Genomic DNA, 16,784 nt, shown 5'->3' on the forward strand with positions numbered 1-16,784 from the left:
AGATATCACTAATGATCGACAGATCAGTAAAGGAATATAATTCATGAATACGAAACCACGTGCGATCGTGATGATGATAAGTGTGGCGATGGCTGCTATGAGCATGTCAGCAAACGCCGTCAGTTATGCCGAGCAAATGGCAGGCTCTAGCTTTGGTACAAGCGCCAATAATGCCAGCCAAGATCAAAATCGCAATAATATCAATGTTTCAACCCAAGCGTTTGCTGGCGGTGTACCTGGACAGGCCACCACCCAAGAAGCGGTGAATGCTGCCAGCTTGCCCAGTCAGTCGGTTATTAACACCACCCGCCCTTACCAAGACATCAACACCCAAGACACGATGTTTGGTGAGCAGCTATTTCGCGGGGCTTTTTCGACCACCTCCGGCTCGACCTTTAACGACAGCTATGTGATAAATCCAGGCGACAATGTCCAAGTACGTATGTGGGGCGCTTATCAATTTGCCTCCACCATGACAGTCGATCCACAAGGCAATATTTTCTTGCCAAACGTCGGTCCGGTACGTATCGCTGGGGTTCAAAACGGCAACTTACAAAACGTGGTCAAAAGCGCGGTCAATCGTATTTACCGCTCAAACGTCGGCGTCTATGCTTCTTTAGAGCAAGCACAGCCGGTCAAAGTATTTGTCACCGGTTTTGTCAAGCAGCCTGGTTATTATGGCGGGCTGGCGGCGGACTCGGTGCTGTCTTATCTCGACAGAGCGGGCGGCGTCGACCCAACACGCGGCAGCTTTATCGACATTCAGATCAAACGCAATGGCCAAATGCTTCAGCAAGTCAATCTTTATGATTTTTTATTGGCCGGTAAGTTGCAGCCTTTTGCCTTTCGTGATGGTGATGTGATTACAGTGGCCCCGCAGAAAAAAACCTTTGCCGTGAGTGGTGAGGTACAAAACGAATATACCTTTGAGTTTGATGTCAACGATCTGACCATCGGTGATGTCTTGCAAGTGGCCAATCCTGCCGCAAACGCCACCAACGTCAGTATTACCCGCAGTGCAGGCCGCGCCCAGACGGCGGAGTACTACTCACTGGCAGAGGCGCAAAACGTGCCTGTCTATAATGGTGATCAGATGGTGGTGACCTCAGATCGCTATGCTGGGACGATCGCAGTGCAGGTGAAAGGAGCACATACGGGCAATGGCGCGATGGTGGTGCCCTATGGCGCCCGTCTCAAAGACATCGTGCCGCAATTGCAGCCAAGCCCGCTGGCTAAGTTGACACATTTGACCATTTATCGTCAGTCAGTCGCTGAGCAGCAAAAACGCATGATCAATGAGTCGCTTGATCGTCTAGAAGAGCTGACACTTGCCACGCAGTCAACGACTCGTGAAGAGGCCGCACTGCGTCAAGATGATGCCGCTTTGGTCAAGCAGTTTGTGGCAAAAGCGCGAAATGTACAGCCAGATGGTCAGATCGTTGTAGTACCAAACTCATGGCAAGACATTATCCTTCAGCAAGGCGATGTCATCGAGATCCCCTCGCAGACGTCTGTGATTACGGTCAATGGACAGGTACGCGCGCAAGGGGCGTTGACCTTTAACCCAGATTATACCGTCGGCGATTATGTGGCCAATTCAGGCGGCTTTGGTGATAATGCAGATACCAAAGAGATTTTGGTTATCCATCAAAATGGTGCCAGCGAAGTGGTGAATACCGCTTACCGTATTCAGCAAGGCGATGAGATTATGGTGTTGCCAAAGGTTAAAACCAAACGAGTAGAGATTGCGCGCGGACTGTCGCAGATTTTCTATCAGTTGGCCATCGCTGCAAAAGTGGTGCTGGATCTATAACGACTGATAGGCGTTTTATAGGATAAGGTGTTTATACTAAAATATCAGTGATTGGTAAATCACTGATTGACAAGGGGAGATAATGGCAAACAGCGTCACAGATGAAGGCAAAAACGCCTCTATATCGGCCTTTGATGATACGCTGTTTTTGCCCTTAACCCAGCGCTTGCAGCCGATGCAACTGGCGGTGATTGGTAAAGGTATGCAGCGTAATAATCTTTTGCTGCCACAAGTGCTGCATGCTGATATTCAGCGCTGGTATCCGTGGTCAGCAAGGCAACAAGGTGTCACGGCCCCTGCTGCATCAATGCTGTCTAGGTTGCCCTTACCAAACCGTATCAAGAATCAGATCAAAACCATATCGAAGCCTCAGCCTGAGGCTTTTATCGGTTGGGGACGCAAAAAAAGCTTTCAGCGCGCCCACAAAGCCGCCAGCAAACAAAGCTGTGCTGTGCTGAGTATCGAAGACGGCTTTTTGCGCTCATTAGACTCTGGCATCAGTAGCCGCCACGCTGTCAGTGTGGTCGTCGATGATGTGGGTATTTATTTTGATTTGACCCAAAGCTCGCGCTTAGAACAGCTTATCGTTGCTCGTACCAGCTTTGACAATCATAACACTCATAACAATCGTGACAGTGCTGGGCATCATGCGCTGCATCACAGTCGTGCTCAGCAGCTGATGTCACGCATCTGTGCAGAAAAGCTGAGTAAATATAATGCGGTGACGACTTGCCCATCACTCAATGAGTTGGCAAACAGTAAAGCGGCAAAGCGAAAAGTCGCCAATACCGCAAACACTCCTCGGCCGGCACATATCTTATTAATCGATCAAGTCGCAGGCGATGCCTCTGTCAAAGGGGCTGGTGCAGATAAACGTCAGTTTAGACGTATGCTAAAAGCCGCTTGCCGCAATCATCCGAATGCCCATATTTGGATAAAAGCACACCCTGCCGCCCGCACAGGCTATCTGACTGGTCTCAAGCTACCCAAAAATGTGCAGGTGTTGACACAGGTGCTCAATCCTATCGCCTTACTGACGCAGGTCGATCATGTGTATACAGTCAGCTCGCATATGGGTTTTGAGGCGCTGATGCTCGGCAAGCAGGTGCACTGCTTTGGGGTCAACTGGTATAGTGGCTGGGGGCTGACAGATGATAGCGGTGCGCCCAAACGCTTGTATCATACTGTCATGCACCGTCGTCAAAACTTTGCGAAGGGTTTGCCGCCGTCCAAACCACAGCCTAATTCAGCCTTATTTCCACCAGCTTTTTCTCAAACGACGTCTAAAGCCAATATGGCGAGAAACATGAGCGCAACTTTAGAGGTGTTGTTTTATAGTGCTTATGTTGATTATAGTCACTATGTTGATCCTGCGAGCAGCAAAGCTTGCGACATAGAGACGGCGATTGAGTGGCTGGTGACCAACCGTCACTGGCAGTCGCAGCTGGCAGGTCGTTTGACGGCTTATGAATTTAGCCCCTGGAAGCTGCCATTCGTTAAGGCTTTTGTGGATCTGCCGCGTACCGATTTATTTATCAAACCAAAACCTCGCCTAAAAAACCTGCTGCATCCCGATCATTTACGGGTGGATTATCAGCAGCCGTTACTGGTTTGGGGCTTAGCAAAGCGGCAGCAGGTACAACAAAAACGCCAGCGTAAGCAGGTAGGTTTTGGTGCAGATAGCCCAGCTATCTACTGTATGGAAGATGGTTTTATCCGCTCCAACGGTCTGGGCGCAACGCTACTGGCGCCTCTATCTGTTGTGATAGACAGACAAGGCATCTATTACGACGCCACCGCGCCCTCGGATTTGGAGACGCTGCTACGCCACTGTCAGCCGCTAAGTCAGTCGCAGCGTCAGCGCGTCCAAAACTTACAAACCAAACTGCTCACCCAGCGAGTCAGTAAATACAATGTGGGTGCGAGCATCAGTCGTCAGGCAAGTCGTGATGGCAGCTGGCTCATACAGGCAAAGCAGTCTGGCAAGCGTCGCCTCCTCATCGTTGGACAAGTAGAAGATGATCTCTCTGTGCAGCACTGCGGGTCAATGATCAAAAAAAACCGTGATCTGATCGCGCGCGTTAGGCAAGACAATCCTGATGCATATCTCATTTATAAACCGCATCCTGATGTGGAGGCAGGGCTGCGCGCTGGCAAGGTAGGCGCTGATGGCTTACAGCTGGTAGATGCGGTCGCTTATGATACCGCGATGCCTGACTGTCTGGAAGGGGTCGATGCGGTGCATACCATCAGCTCGTTGACAGGTTTTGAGGCGCTGCTTCGCGGTTTGAGTGTGACGTGTTATGGTCTGCCGTTTTATGCAGGGTGGGGACTGACCACAGATATCGATGCGCAGCTGCCGCCAAAATCTCAATATCTGGCCAGACGTAATCGCGCCACTCCTTTATCGCTTGAGCAGCTATTGTATTGTACTCTGATTCGCTACCCGTTATATCGCCTGCCAAATGGCCATGGGCTGGCGCAAGTGGAGCAGGTCATCGACTATTTGTACCCGCCTGATGACAATGCTTTGATGGCAAGTTCTGAGGCTTTCATTACTCCCAGCACCAAGAGCCCTATGCGCGCTTTATTACCAACGCCTACCCAATTAAAACGCCGCGCCGCGACGCGTTTTATGCAGTATCGCCATCAGTGGCAACAGCGTCTAAGTAATAAACCGCACTAACCTTATCTCAACAATCAACGTAAATCCCCTGCGACAGTCATGCCTTTTTTAGGTATAATTGCCTGTCGTTTATGCGGTTTTTTTGTATATTGGCCTGCTTTGATGCGACCTTCTTTTTCTTTGATTAATGGTAATTTGATACTATGACAGCTTCGATGTCTCATCTGCTCACTCATCGACATGTCTTGCTATTACAAGGAAAAATGGGCGGGTTTTTTCATCGTTTCTCAAGTTTTTTGCAGACGCAAGATATCAAGGTCAGCAAGATTAACTTTAATGCTGGCGATGCGTTGTTTTATCATCATCCCAATACTTACGAATACACAGGCACATTGGCGCAGTTTTCGTCGTGGTTGTCTGCTTTTATTCAAGAGCAAGGGGTCGATGCCATCGTCTGCTTTGGCGACTGCCGTCCGCACCATACTCAAGCGGCGCGGGTCGGTGAGCAGCTAGGCACCTCATTTTTCGTATTTGAAGAAGGCTATTTGCGCCCTGATTACATCACCTTGCAAGAGCATGGCATCAATGGCTACTCACGCCTCAATACGGCTGATATCAAGGCGCTGAAAAAAGCCAACGACCAGCCGCTATATACGCATAATCGCTTTTATCGCTTGAGCGTCGCGGCTGTCGTTTACTATGCGGCCACTTGGCTGTATAAAGGCCGCTACCCGCATTATTCCCATTATCGTGGCATGACCGCCTGGCAAGAGGCAATCGCTTGGCTAAAAGCACCGTGGCGCAAGCTGCGTGGCTACTTACCTGACAAGCGCTTACAACAGCGGCTAACGCGGCAAGATAGCAACAATTATTTTTTGATTAGCTTACAGGTGCATAATGACTCGCAAATCACTCATCACAGTGACTATCGTGATGTGGTGCAGTTTATTGACGAGGCCATTGCAAGCTTTGCCCATCATGCCGATGCTGCGCAGCTGCTGGTATTGAAGCATCATCCGCTAGACCGAGGTCATCGGGATTATCGTGAGTTGATAGCAAGTTTGGCAGCGCGCTACCAAGTCGCAAACCGAGTGTTTTATGGCTGTGATATGCATCTGCCCACCTTGATGAAGCACAGTATCGGAATGGTCACCATCAATAGCACCACGGGTCTACAATCGATATATCATAAAAAACCGACCAAAGTTATGGGCCGCGCTATCTATGACACTCCCAAACTGACGGATCAAAAGCCACTCGATAAATTCTGGCAGCAGCCAAAGGGCCCCGACAACGAGTTTTATCTGCGCTTTCGTGAGTATCTGATAGAGCAAACTCAGCTAAATGGTGCTTTTTATGGCAAGTCGCCATGGATATATAAGTATCTGAGCGCGACAAAAGACACTGACGATTCGGCGTTCTCTGAGAGTAAGATGCCCTAAAAAATAACGGGGATAAACGTGAAATATCGCAAAAGACACAGGCGCGATAAACAAATTAGCCAACAATCTGTTGCCTTCTTTTTTTTCTGTAGCGTTATCGGCTTGTAACCTCACTGGTAAATCCTTTGCCAACAAATAAAATCGCCTTACTTTATAGTGGAAAACTGCTAGAATACGCTTTTATGTTTGCGCATAACGGTTGGCGTCTTCAGTGGTTGATTAAAGACAGTGATACCGGATGTCGGTCTGATAATGTCTGGATCTTTATGGCTCATTTATAGGCCGCCAGTTTTTAGATAGCGACCGTGTGACATGCGCCTGACAGCATTTGCTCGAATCTTTTATTCTATCACCCTTAATTTAGTAGGCGCTTTGTGACTGCATTAGCAAATATTCGTAACTTTTCAATCATTGCCCACATTGATCATGGCAAGTCGACGCTTGCCGATCGTTTTATCCAGATGTGTGGTGCCTTGCAAGATCGCGAGATGCAAGCGCAGGTACTCGACTCCATGGATATCGAGCGTGAGCGCGGTATCACGATTAAGGCACAGTCGGTCACTTTGTTTTATGACCATCCAAATGGCGAGCGCTATCAGCTTAACTTTATTGACACACCAGGCCACGTCGACTTTTCTTATGAAGTGTCGCGCTCACTTGCTGCCTGTGAAGGGGCACTGCTGGTGGTGGACGCCGCGCAAGGCGTCGAAGCACAGTCGGTGGCCAACTGCTACACCGCGGTCGATCAAGGTTTGGAGGTTATGGCAGTCTTAAATAAGATTGATTTGCCACAAGTAGAGCCTGAGCGCGTGATTCAAGAGATTGAAGACATCATCGGGATTGAAGCCATTGATGCGCCGCGTGTCTCTGCCAAATCAGGTCTAGGCGTCGATAAGCTATTAGAAACGTTAGTAGATGTTATCCCTGCGCCAACAGGCGACCGCGAAGCCCCGCTACAAGCCCTTATCATTGACTCTTGGTTTGACAGCTATTTGGGCGTGGTATCGTTGGTTCGTGTCCGTGAAGGGACGGTGAAAAAAGGCGATAAGATTTATATCAAATCGACCAAAGAGTCTCATCCTGTCAGCTCTATCGGTGTCTTTACGCCAAAACCTGTCGACACCGGCGTTCTAGAAGCAGGGGAAGTGGGTTTTGTCATCGCTGGTATCAAGGACATCGCAGGCGCGCCGGTGGGTGATACCATCACGCATGCCAGCACGCCTGACGTTGAGCGTATCCCAGGTTTTCAGCAAATCACTCCGCAGGTCTATGCAGGTATGTTCCCTGTCGATGCCAATGATTTTGAAAAATTCCGTGAGGCCTTACAAAAACTACAAATCAACGACGCCTCGCTTTTCTTTGAGCCAGACACCTCGGATGCGTTAGGGTTTGGTTTCCGCTGTGGCTTTTTGGGCATGCTGCATATGGAGATTATCCAAGAGCGTTTAGAGCGCGAGTATGACTTGGATTTGATCACCACTGCGCCGTCGGTGATTTATGAGATTGTCAAAAAAAACGGTGAGATTATCTATGTCGATAACCCATCGAGATTGCCTGAGCCAAACAACATCGAAGAGTTCCGCGAGCCGATTGCTCGTTGTCAGATTTTAGTACCGCAAGATTACTTGGGTAACGTCATGACTTTGTGTATCGAGCGCCGCGGCGTACAGGTCGATATGCGCTTTATGGGCAAGCAAGTCCAGCTGATCTTTGATATTCCGATGGGTGAGGTGGTCATGGACTTCTTTGACCGTCTAAAGTCAGTCTCGCGCGGCTTTGCCTCATTGGATTATAACTTTGAGCGTTATCAAGTCGATAAGCTGGTGAAAGTGGATGTACTCATCAATGGTGATCGAGTTGATGCGCTCGCGATGATTGTCCATCAGGACCAAGCACGCTTCCGTGGCAACCAGCTAGTGACCAAAATGAAAGAGCTGATTCCGCGTCAGATGTTTGATGTGGCAATTCAGGCGGCGATTGGTAGCCAAATTATCGGTCGTAGTACGGTCAAAGCCATGCGTAAAGATGTCCTAGCCAAATGTTATGGCGGTGACGTATCACGTAAGAAAAAGCTGTTGTCTAAGCAAAAAGCGGGTAAAAAACGTATGAAGCAGGTGGGTAGCGTCGAGATTCCACAAGAAGCCTTCTTAGCCGTGCTGCAAGTGGATAACTAAGAGTACATGCTGCTTTGGTAAAGGTTTGATAAAAAATACGTCACATATGGTTTGATCTTATCGATGCTGCAATAAGATAAGCCGCTCGTTAATAGGCAAGTTATTATGGATTTTGATTTTAATTTAATTTTAGTGCCATTAACCATCGGCTTAGGTATCATTTGGCTATTAGATAAGTTGACCCTCAAACAGCGTAAGACTCGCGGACGTGGCAAGGAGGGCTTATTGGTCCGCTGGGCCTATGACTTTTTCCCCGTGTTGGCCGTGGTGTTAGTGGTACGCTCATTTTTGATTGAGCCTTTTAATATTCCCTCATCATCGATGGTGCCTACGCTGTACACAGGCGATTTTATCGCGGTCAATAAGTATGCGTATGGTGTGCGTCTGCCTTTGACGTACAATAAAGTATTGGACACAGGCGAGCCTGAGCATGGCGACGTGGCCGTGTTTCGCTATCCAGAAAACCCAAGTATTTACTACATAAAGCGTGTGATTGGTCTGCCAGGGGATACGGTGAGCTATGATAACGGGACGCTTGCGATCAATGATGTACCAGTAAAAACCAAGCCTGTCAGCTTTACGGCCAATACAGATCTGACGTCTCAGCTTTATTTGCCAGGACAGATTGCCCCCGGTCAAATACTCACCGAAGAGAGCGCTGCTGCCATGGGCCAGCAAGAAGAGCGTGAAGCGCAGTATTTTGCCGAAACCCAAGGGGATACGACGCATCTTGTGCGCTATTTGACCGATATGAATAGCGCGCAATATGCGCCTTTTTTGCAGCAACAAGCGCCAGAAGTGGTCAGTTCTGAGGGCACACAGTGGCGTATCCAGGTACCAGAAGGTCAGTATTTTGTGATGGGTGATAACCGTGATCGCAGTGCTGACGGTCGGTTTTGGGGTTTTGTGCCCGAACAAAACCTAGCGGGCAAAGCGGTCTACATCTGGATGCATAAGCCGCCTGGTCTAAACCTGCCCACTTTTGCACGTAACGGTACGATTCACTAACCGTAAAGGCTGACTAGAGCGCCTCTTCACTTAGGGTTTGGTTTGAGGCAGCGCGTACAAGCATGATATGTCTGCTGATAAAAAACAGCAGCGCCGCTACTGGTTTTTTTATCGATAATAGTTTTGTGCTAATATTGTTACTGTCTAATCAACGATCGCCTCATAGGTAGGCGGCGGTTAAAAATAGTGATTTATCAATATGGACCAGTAGAGGAAAAGGATCATGCAGCAGATATCTGGCTTGGCAACGCAGCGCGGTGCAAGTGTGACCAGTATCGTTTTAGTCATTATGGTTTTGGGTGTTGCTGCCAAACTCATCGTTGCTATCGTACCCGCTCACATCGGTGATTACCAGTTAAATAAGACTTTGAGTGCCCAGCTAAAAGAGTCGAATAATAATAATGAAACCGCCAGACAGTACGTCGAACGTGTCAATCGGCAGCTATCTATCAACGCTGATTATGACACCAAAGCAGAAGATGTCTTTACCTTTACCAATAAAAAAACGGGTCAACTGGCGATTCATAAGCAGTATGCGGTCACCAATAACTTCTTTGGCAATGTCGATATCGTCAATCGTTTTGAGGCCGATATCGATATGAATAGCGCAGAGTAGCGCAGCTGAGCCGCCGATGATTTTTATAGCGCATTTATCATTCTAACCATTCACCACCTCAGTAAAAACAGAAGGGATAACCATAAGCCACGCATGAAACCAACTTCGCAGCATTCCCAAGCGGTTACTACTCCCAAAAAAAATAGCACGTCTGTCGACAACCACGTTGTGAGTACAGAGTTTGCCCAACGATTAGCGGTTTTGACGCGCAAATTAGGCTATGTGTTCAACGATTTGAGCTTGCCAAAGCTTGCGCTGACGCACCGCTCTTTTGACAGCAAAAAAAACTACGAGCGTTTAGAGTTTTTGGGTGACGCCCTGCTAGGGATGATCGTCGGAGAAGCTTTGTACCATCGTTATCCGACGCAAAATGAAGGGCGATTGACGCGTATGCGAGCCACCTTGGTACGGCAGGAATCGCTGGTAATCATCGCGCAAAATCTTGAGCTCTCCAACCATTTGATTTTAGGCGTGGGCGAGCGTAAAGGTGGCGGACGCAATCGCGCTTCTATCTTGGCCGATGCTGTAGAGTCTTTGATTGGGGCGATTTACCTAGATAGCCAAGACATGGACATCACGCGCCAGTGCGTACTGTCGTGGTATGGGGATTTGATCGACAATGTCAACGATCAAAAAGCCTTAAAAGATGCCAAAAGCCGTTTGCAAGAGTGGCTACAGTCCAAGCAATTTGATTTACCGCATTATGAGCTATTAGAGACTCGAGGGAATGCGCCGCATCAGATATTTGTGGTGCGCTGTCATGTCAATATCAATGAATGCCCTGACATTACTGAGTCTGGTGAGAGTCGCCGTATCGCTGAGCAAAAAGCGGCCGAGCTGATGATTAATCAGTTGCACAAGCTGCCAAACTCTGCCAAAAAACGCTTATAGCAAGTAATAAACCCACAGCCTGACATATAATATGGTTATTGCAAGGCAGTTTGTCCACGTTGATTTTACTCGTCTTGACCGCATATATTATAAATGTTTACCTATTTATTAGCCCATAACGCAATGGATGTTTTAATATTGGTGATAATGCACCATTTAACGCCTAGTGATTTTTTATCAAACACCGTTTGGCTGGTGATAAACCCTACAGGATTACCTTATGAGCAATCATTCTGATTTGCCATCACGCAATGCAGATAATACTGACAATATGACTGAAAACACCCCCATGCCCGCAGACCAAAATCAGGTAGCAATGAGCACAGACGAGATCAATCAGTCAGAAGATGTCTCATTAGAAAACGATGCCGCCATTGAGGCGTTTTTTGCCCCGAGTAGCCAGACGCGTATCGCGGAAGATTTCAAGTCGGGCTATGTGGCGATTGTTGGTCGTCCAAACGTGGGTAAATCGACGCTGATGAACCACTTGCTTGGGCAAAAACTGTCTATTACATCGCGCAAGCCGCAAACCACCAGACATCGTATCCACGGTATTTTGTCAAACCATGAGATGCAAGCGGTGTTTGTCGATACGCCAGGTATCCATCGTAACGAAGTACGGGCAATCAATGAGCGTATGAACAAAGCCGCGGTTTCGGCTTTGGTCGATGTTGATTTGGTACTGTTTGTGGTCGACTCGGATCAATGGCGCGATGATGATCTGCTTACCTTGCAAAAACTTGGTGAGACAGATCTGACCGTGGTATTGGTAATCAACAAGGCCGATACCTTAAAGGATAAAGGTACGCTACTGCCCTTGATCGAAACGTTCCACGAAAGCTTTGACTTTGCTGATATCGTTCCTGTGTCTGCGCTAAAAAACCAAAACCTCGATCGCTTACAAGAGGTGATCGCCTCACACTTACCAGTGGCGTCGCCTATTTATGACACCGAGCAAATCACCGACCGCTCAGAGCGCTTTTTGGCCAGTGAAATCATTCGCGAAAAAATCATGCGCAGTGCAGGCGATGAAGTGCCCTATGATTTAACCGTGCAAATTGATGAGTTCAAAGACGAGCCTGCGCATACAGATGCCAAAACTGGCCGTCCACGCAAAGCTTGTACCTTTATTGATGCGACCATCTATGTGGAGCGTAGCGGACAAAAAGCCATCGTCATCGGAGATAAAGGCCAGCGTATCAAGCAAGTCGGCATGGATGCTCGCAAGGATATGGAGCAACTGTTTGACAAAAAAATCATGCTGACCTTATGGGTAAAAGTCAAACGTGGCTGGTCTGATGACGAACGAGCCTTGACCAGTTTGGGCTATTGATGCGCAGCGATACCGATAGGTATAGCCGTTTTTAAGCCACCTGATAAACATGGGTGCTGAGGTAATAGACATGCGTAACGAAGCGTTGACAGGTTACTTATTGCATCAGCGTCCTTATCAAGAAAAGCGCGCATTATATTGTCTTTTTTCTCAGCAGCATGGGGTCATACATGGGGTTGGCAAAAAAGGCGCACCGCTATTTATGCCTTTGCAGCTATTTGCCAGTGGCAAGCGTGATTTAAAGACGTTTAGTCAAATCAACATCGCTGTGCATAGTAACAGTAATAGACATGAAAAAGTCTCTTTAGATGCTCATTCCGATGATACAGCGGTAGATGACGCTCACACGCTTGCTGCCATGCCTTATGAGACAATCACGGGTCAGCAGCAGTATTCGGCATTGTATCTCAACGAGATATTGTGGCGTCTTTTGCCAACCGAAGACCCAATGCCGGTACTGTGGCAGCACTATCAAAACAGCCTATACCAACTCAAACAGCCTTTGACCCAGCAGCAGCTGCGTCTATGCTTGCGTCAATTTGAAAAGCACCTATTTGATGAGCTTGGTTTTACCCTGACTCTCAGTCATGACAGTATGCAAGACGCGATTGTGCCTGAGGGACTATATCGGTTTTTGCCAGATGCTGGGTTTTTGGCCATATCGCGTGACACCATAGAGTCTGAGCATTTAACAAGTGCCAGTGGCTATGCGGTGTTTTTGGGTGCAGATATCATAACAATGGCGCAGTCAGGCATCACTACCACGACGCTAAACGACTGGTCAAAACTACATCGTCATCTGATTGATCATTTATTAGAGTATCAGCCCCTGCAAAGTCGATTGTTGTGGCAGCAGCAGCGGCGCTATCAATGATTACGTCTAGCGGTAGTCACATTTATCAATCAATCGTTACGTCTATCAATAGTCATGCCTGTCTATTAGGTCTCGTTATTAAAAGGATGTCTTATGACCACTTCTTCATTGTCCGCCGCTCATGGTACTTTGCAAAAACCTTTGTTAGGCGTCAATATTGACCATGTAGCGACATTGCGTCAAGCACGCGGTGTCAATTATCCAAGCCCTTTGGCAGCCGCTTTACTGTGTGAAAAGGCGGGCGCTGACGGTATCACGATACACCTACGCGAAGATCGTCGCCATATTCAAGATGCTGATGTCTATGAGATAGCAGAGCAGCTGACGACGAGAATGAATTTAGAAATCGCTGCAACAGAGGAGATGCTAAAAATTGCCAGTGAGGTCAAGCCATACTGGGTATGTCTGGTACCTGAAAAGCGTGCTGAGCTAACCACAGAAGGCGGTCTTGATGTCGCAGGACAACTGGCTTGGTTGACCGATTATATCGGCAAGCTACAAGCGGCGGGTATTAAAGTGTCACTGTTTATTGACCCTGACGACAAACAAGTCGCAGCAGCCATCGAGTGCGGCGCGGATGCCATCGAGCTACATACCGGTGCTTATGCCGAAGCAGGTTTGGCCGGTGATGTAGATGCCCAGCAAAATGAGCTTGCGCGCATCAAAGCGGCGGTTGCGACCGCGCAACGTCTCAATAACCAGCTACTGGTCAATGCAGGTCATGGCCTCACACTTGACAATGTCCATGCCATTGCACAGATAGAAGGGATTTATGAGTTAAACATCGGCCATGCGCTCATCGCAGATGCCGTATTTTCCGGACTAGAGCAGGCCGTCGTGGTGATGAAGCAGGCTATGCATCAAGGCGGCTAATGCATATATAGCCAATCCGATATAAAAAGGATACAGCGAGCGGCGTCGTCACAGCACGCAAGAAAAACAACTCTTTATTGAGCCGTTTTTAGCCCACTTAGATAACTATCGAGATAACTATCGAGTGAATTGAAGGCACGCCCTAGCTATTACACTGCGTAGGATGATGCTCATTGTGCTTTTGCTTGATGATACCTCGTTGATTAAATGAGATAAGATACATGGCTTTATTATAAGTGGCCGTTGGGCAGTATTTTATATGACCAAAGTGCCCACGCGGTTGCCACTATCTCCCCAAAACTTAGTATAGTGGCGTCTGCCGCCTACGCGTAACATCACCTTACTGTATTTTAGCTTCAGTGACTGCTGCACCAACAGCTGATCGACCTGCGCATCGAAGTGCTTGTTGTTATTTTTATCGATAAATAATAAAAGGGTTTTGTCACTGTTTCTATGACAGCGGCCACCTGCGTTTGATAAGCACAGCAACACGTTTTGTCTTCTGATAAAACTTTCAGCCTTGGCTAATGCAAGTGTATCCTCTAGTTGGTTTTTGACGCGTTCAGCTTCCATCCGCGCCAGCTGCGTCTGTATGGCTGGCACCGCCATCATCGCTGTAATAGCCAGTATCGCAACTGTGATAATCAGCTGAATTAAGGTAAAACCCTGACAACCTTTATACACGTGCGGACAATTCGCGATTTTGGGTTTATCTAATAAAGTGATTGGATATGGTGAGCGTGGCGACCAAGCTATACAGTCTTTACCTCTCTTGTCTTTATCTCTCTTATAAAGCAAGTAACGTCTTACTTTGTCAAATAACAGTGCGCCTAAGACCAACGTTACTTTACCAGCGCGACCAACGCGGCAAACTCTAAGTAGCTCTATCCTAAGTAGCCAGTTCATGAGGCGTGTAACCTATACTAAGTGAAGGAATCTAATAACGGGGTCCCACTTATTTCCTTGTTACTTCATTTTATATTTGTATTTTTAAATATATTGCTAGTTTTTTATCAAAGTGCCATTATTTTGCTTTACATAAAACTGTATAAATACACTACAATATACAGTAAATAAATGTCGACTTATGGAGTTTAAACAAAATATATGTCTACTGTCAAAAAATGTTTCAATTGGTGAATGCTGGGTTTTAACAATAGAGAAAAATTACTAACTGTATTAAAATACGTTCAGACAGTAGGTATTGTTAAGTGAACTATCTATTGCGAACTGACATACAAAAGATAAAAAGCGTAAGGTGTGTTAGTTCTAGGTAACTTAAGCTGGTTATTGTGTTTTAGTTACGACATTATCGTGTAATAATGTGTAGCTCGTTAACGAAAAAAGTTGTAAACTGAATTGATAATCGCTAAGCTACTCCTTAATTGGTTTTGCTTTGTAACTTAAAATTCGTAAGAGATGTTTATTTTAGAGCGTCTTGAGAAGCGGTTTTGCTTAACGCATCACTAAAATTATCCTTTGGAGGAAGTCCATGAAATTGAATAAAATTGCTCTAGCTCTGGTTGCTGTAGCAGCTGCGCCTTTAGCAGCAAATGCTGGCGTAACAATCAGCCCACTATTACTTGGTTATCACATGACTGAAGAGTTCAGCGATACTAGTGATAAGCAACGTGAAGTCCTTCGTACTGGTAAAAACTTGTATGAAAATGCCGAGGGTCAACCAATTGGTGACGGTACTCGCGGCAATGATAATGGCGGTATTGCTAAAGAAAGTGGCCTTTATACTGGTGCTGCTCTTGGTATCGAATTGACACCTTCTACGCAGTTCCAAGTTGAGTATGGTGTTTCTAATACCAATGGTGAAGCGTCAGAAGATTCAGCAGATGCTGGTGTCAACCGTTTTGACGTAGAACAAACCATGCTTTCTGGTAACTTCTTGATCGGTACTGAAGAGTTCACGGGTTACACCGACAGCGCATTCAAACCATATGTATTGGTTGGTGCCGGTCAATCTAAAATTGAAGTAGAAAACCAAGAGCAGTATGTTAACTCTAACGGCGATGACGTTGAAGCTGGTACTGAAGTATCAAACTCTAAAGATACCATTGGTAACCTAGGTCTAGGTGCTATGTATCGTATCAACGATGCACTAAGCCTACGTGGTGAAGCTCGTGCGATTCACAACTTTGACAACAACTGGTGGGAAGGCATGGCATTGGCTGGCCTAGAAGTTGTACTTGGTGGCCATTTAGCACCTACAGTAGCAGTACCACCTATGCAAGAGCCAGTAGTTGACAACACGCCAGTCGTGGTTGTTGATGACCTTGATTCTGATGGTGATGGTGTACCTGATAGCATCGACGCTTGCCCAGACACTCCAATGAACGTTGTCGTTGATGAGCGCGGTTGCCCAGTTCCAGTAGATATTACTGATGAGTTAAAAATGGAACTACGCGTATTCTTTGACAACGACAAGTCAACGATCAAAAACCAGTACAAGCCAGAAATCGCTAAAGTTGCTGAGAAGATGCGTGAGTATCCTAACTCTACCGCTCGTGTAGAAGGTCATGCTTCTAAGACTGGTCCTTCAGCACGTTATAACCAACGTCTATCTGAAGCTCGTGCCGTTGCGGTTAAATCTATGCTAACTAACGAATTTGGTATCGCGCCAAACCGTCTAACCACTGTTGGCTATGGTTACAACAACCCAATCGCGCCAAACGACACTGAAGAAGGTCGTGCTATGAACCGTCGTGTTTATGCCATCATCACTGGTGACAAAACAATGACTGTTGAGCAAACTAAAGACATGGTTGTTCAGTAAATAACAACTGATAGACTCAAGTCTTGAGTGAAAAACACTCATATATAGTTACAAAAAAAGCTGCCCATAGGGTGGCTTTTTTTTATTTATGTATTGAGAAAAGCAAGTAATTACATAAATTTATCGGGCAATAATGTTATACTAGCAGCCCAAACATTCTGTAAATTGACAGAGTGTACATTAGCATAGCTATCTGTATGATGAATTTATCAGTGTAGATATTTGATTCTCTTGAAATAATTAGAAAGTCGATACTTATTGGACGACTTTTTAAATCAGTATTAAATACCTGTCTGATTGATGATAAAAGTTTATCCAGCGGCGCTTATTGCTACTGCATTTTTTTAAG

General features: G+C 46.7%; 12 protein-coding genes. 11 read left to right on the forward strand and 1 reads right to left on the reverse strand.

Annotated elements, in window-relative coordinates; translation table 11 throughout:
* Positions 1-43: 43 nt before the first annotated feature.
* From C6W44_RS07100 to pdxJ, 10 genes are all read left to right on the forward strand, one after another.
* Positions 44-1,813 (forward strand): polysaccharide biosynthesis/export family protein, encoded by a 1,770-nt coding sequence (locus C6W44_RS07100; protein ID WP_105244808.1) that lies wholly within the window; start codon positions 44-46, stop codon positions 1,811-1,813.
* An 82-nt stretch (positions 1,814-1,895) separates the two neighbouring features.
* Complete coding sequence (locus C6W44_RS07105) at positions 1,896-4,499, forward strand: capsular polysaccharide biosynthesis protein (RefSeq protein WP_105244809.1); 2,604 nt, start codon at positions 1,896-1,898, stop codon at positions 4,497-4,499.
* Positions 4,500-4,642: 143 nt separating this feature from the next.
* Positions 4,643-5,881: a capsule biosynthesis protein gene (locus C6W44_RS07110; protein ID WP_199774466.1), complete on the forward strand. Its 1,239-nt coding sequence runs from the start codon at positions 4,643-4,645 to the stop codon at positions 5,879-5,881.
* A gap of 374 nt (positions 5,882-6,255) precedes the next feature.
* Complete coding sequence (gene lepA / locus C6W44_RS07115) at positions 6,256-8,055, forward strand: translation elongation factor 4 (protein ID WP_105244811.1); 1,800 nt, start codon at positions 6,256-6,258, stop codon at positions 8,053-8,055.
* Positions 8,056-8,160: 105 nt separating this feature from the next.
* Entirely contained in the window at positions 8,161-9,063 is a 903-nt protein-coding gene (lepB, locus tag C6W44_RS07120; protein ID WP_105244812.1) for a signal peptidase I, read from the forward strand.
* Positions 9,064-9,286: 223 nt separating this feature from the next.
* A complete protein-coding gene (locus C6W44_RS07125) occupies positions 9,287-9,679 on the forward strand; it encodes a DUF4845 domain-containing protein (RefSeq protein ID WP_226941337.1) in 393 nt (130 codons plus the stop codon).
* A 93-nt stretch (positions 9,680-9,772) separates the two neighbouring features.
* Entirely contained in the window at positions 9,773-10,570 is a 798-nt protein-coding gene (gene rnc, locus C6W44_RS07130; RefSeq protein WP_105244814.1) for a ribonuclease III, read from the forward strand.
* Positions 10,571-10,886: 316 nt separating this feature from the next.
* Positions 10,887-11,903, forward strand: a complete 1,017-nt coding sequence (gene era, locus C6W44_RS07135) for a GTPase Era (RefSeq protein WP_075102064.1) — start codon at positions 10,887-10,889, stop codon at positions 11,901-11,903.
* Between the two features lie 70 nt (positions 11,904-11,973).
* Positions 11,974-12,777, forward strand: a complete 804-nt coding sequence (recO, locus tag C6W44_RS07140) for a DNA repair protein RecO (protein WP_105244815.1) — start codon at positions 11,974-11,976, stop codon at positions 12,775-12,777.
* Positions 12,778-12,870: 93 nt separating this feature from the next.
* A complete protein-coding gene (gene pdxJ, locus C6W44_RS07145) occupies positions 12,871-13,650 on the forward strand; it encodes a pyridoxine 5'-phosphate synthase (RefSeq protein ID WP_227526382.1) in 780 nt (259 codons plus the stop codon).
* A gap of 255 nt (positions 13,651-13,905) precedes the next feature.
* Here the strand turns inward: pdxJ and C6W44_RS13575 are convergent, their stop codons facing one another.
* A complete protein-coding gene (locus C6W44_RS13575) occupies positions 13,906-14,556 on the reverse strand; it encodes a Tfp pilus assembly protein FimT/FimU (protein ID WP_227526383.1) in 651 nt (216 codons plus the stop codon).
* A 586-nt stretch (positions 14,557-15,142) separates the two neighbouring features.
* Between C6W44_RS13575 and C6W44_RS07155 the strand changes: the two genes are divergently transcribed.
* Positions 15,143-16,435 carry an OmpA family protein gene (locus tag C6W44_RS07155; RefSeq protein WP_105244816.1) on the forward strand — a complete coding sequence of 431 codons (1,293 nt, stop codon included), beginning with the start codon at positions 15,143-15,145 and terminating at the stop codon, positions 16,433-16,435.
* Positions 16,436-16,784: the final 349 nt, after the last annotated feature.

The sequence above is a fragment of the Psychrobacter sp. Marseille-P5312 genome (assembly GCF_900291405.1).
GTDB lineage: Bacteria > Pseudomonadota > Gammaproteobacteria > Pseudomonadales > Moraxellaceae > Psychrobacter > Psychrobacter celer.

Bases quoted from the DNA above. Each gene is read 5' to 3' on its own strand.
- lepB (WP_105244812.1), top strand. From the start codon at position 8,161: ATGGATTTTGATTTTAATTTAATTTTAGTGCCATTAACCATCGGCTTA.
- C6W44_RS07110 (WP_199774466.1), top strand. From the start codon at position 4,643: ATGACAGCTTCGATGTCTCATCTGCTCACTCATCGACATGTCTTGCTA.
- C6W44_RS13575 (WP_227526383.1), bottom strand. From the start codon at position 14,556: ATGAACTGGCTACTTAGGATAGAGCTACTTAGAGTTTGCCGCGTTGGT.
- pdxJ (WP_227526382.1), top strand. From the start codon at position 12,871: ATGACCACTTCTTCATTGTCCGCCGCTCATGGTACTTTGCAAAAACCT.
- rnc (WP_105244814.1), top strand. From the start codon at position 9,773: ATGAAACCAACTTCGCAGCATTCCCAAGCGGTTACTACTCCCAAAAAA.
- era (WP_075102064.1), top strand. From the start codon at position 10,887: ATGAGCACAGACGAGATCAATCAGTCAGAAGATGTCTCATTAGAAAAC.
- C6W44_RS07105 (WP_105244809.1), top strand. From the start codon at position 1,896: ATGGCAAACAGCGTCACAGATGAAGGCAAAAACGCCTCTATATCGGCC.
- recO (WP_105244815.1), top strand. From the start codon at position 11,974: ATGCGTAACGAAGCGTTGACAGGTTACTTATTGCATCAGCGTCCTTAT.
- C6W44_RS07125 (WP_226941337.1), top strand. From the start codon at position 9,287: ATGCAGCAGATATCTGGCTTGGCAACGCAGCGCGGTGCAAGTGTGACC.
- C6W44_RS07100 (WP_105244808.1), top strand. From the start codon at position 44: ATGAATACGAAACCACGTGCGATCGTGATGATGATAAGTGTGGCGATG.
- C6W44_RS07155 (WP_105244816.1), top strand. From the start codon at position 15,143: ATGAAATTGAATAAAATTGCTCTAGCTCTGGTTGCTGTAGCAGCTGCG.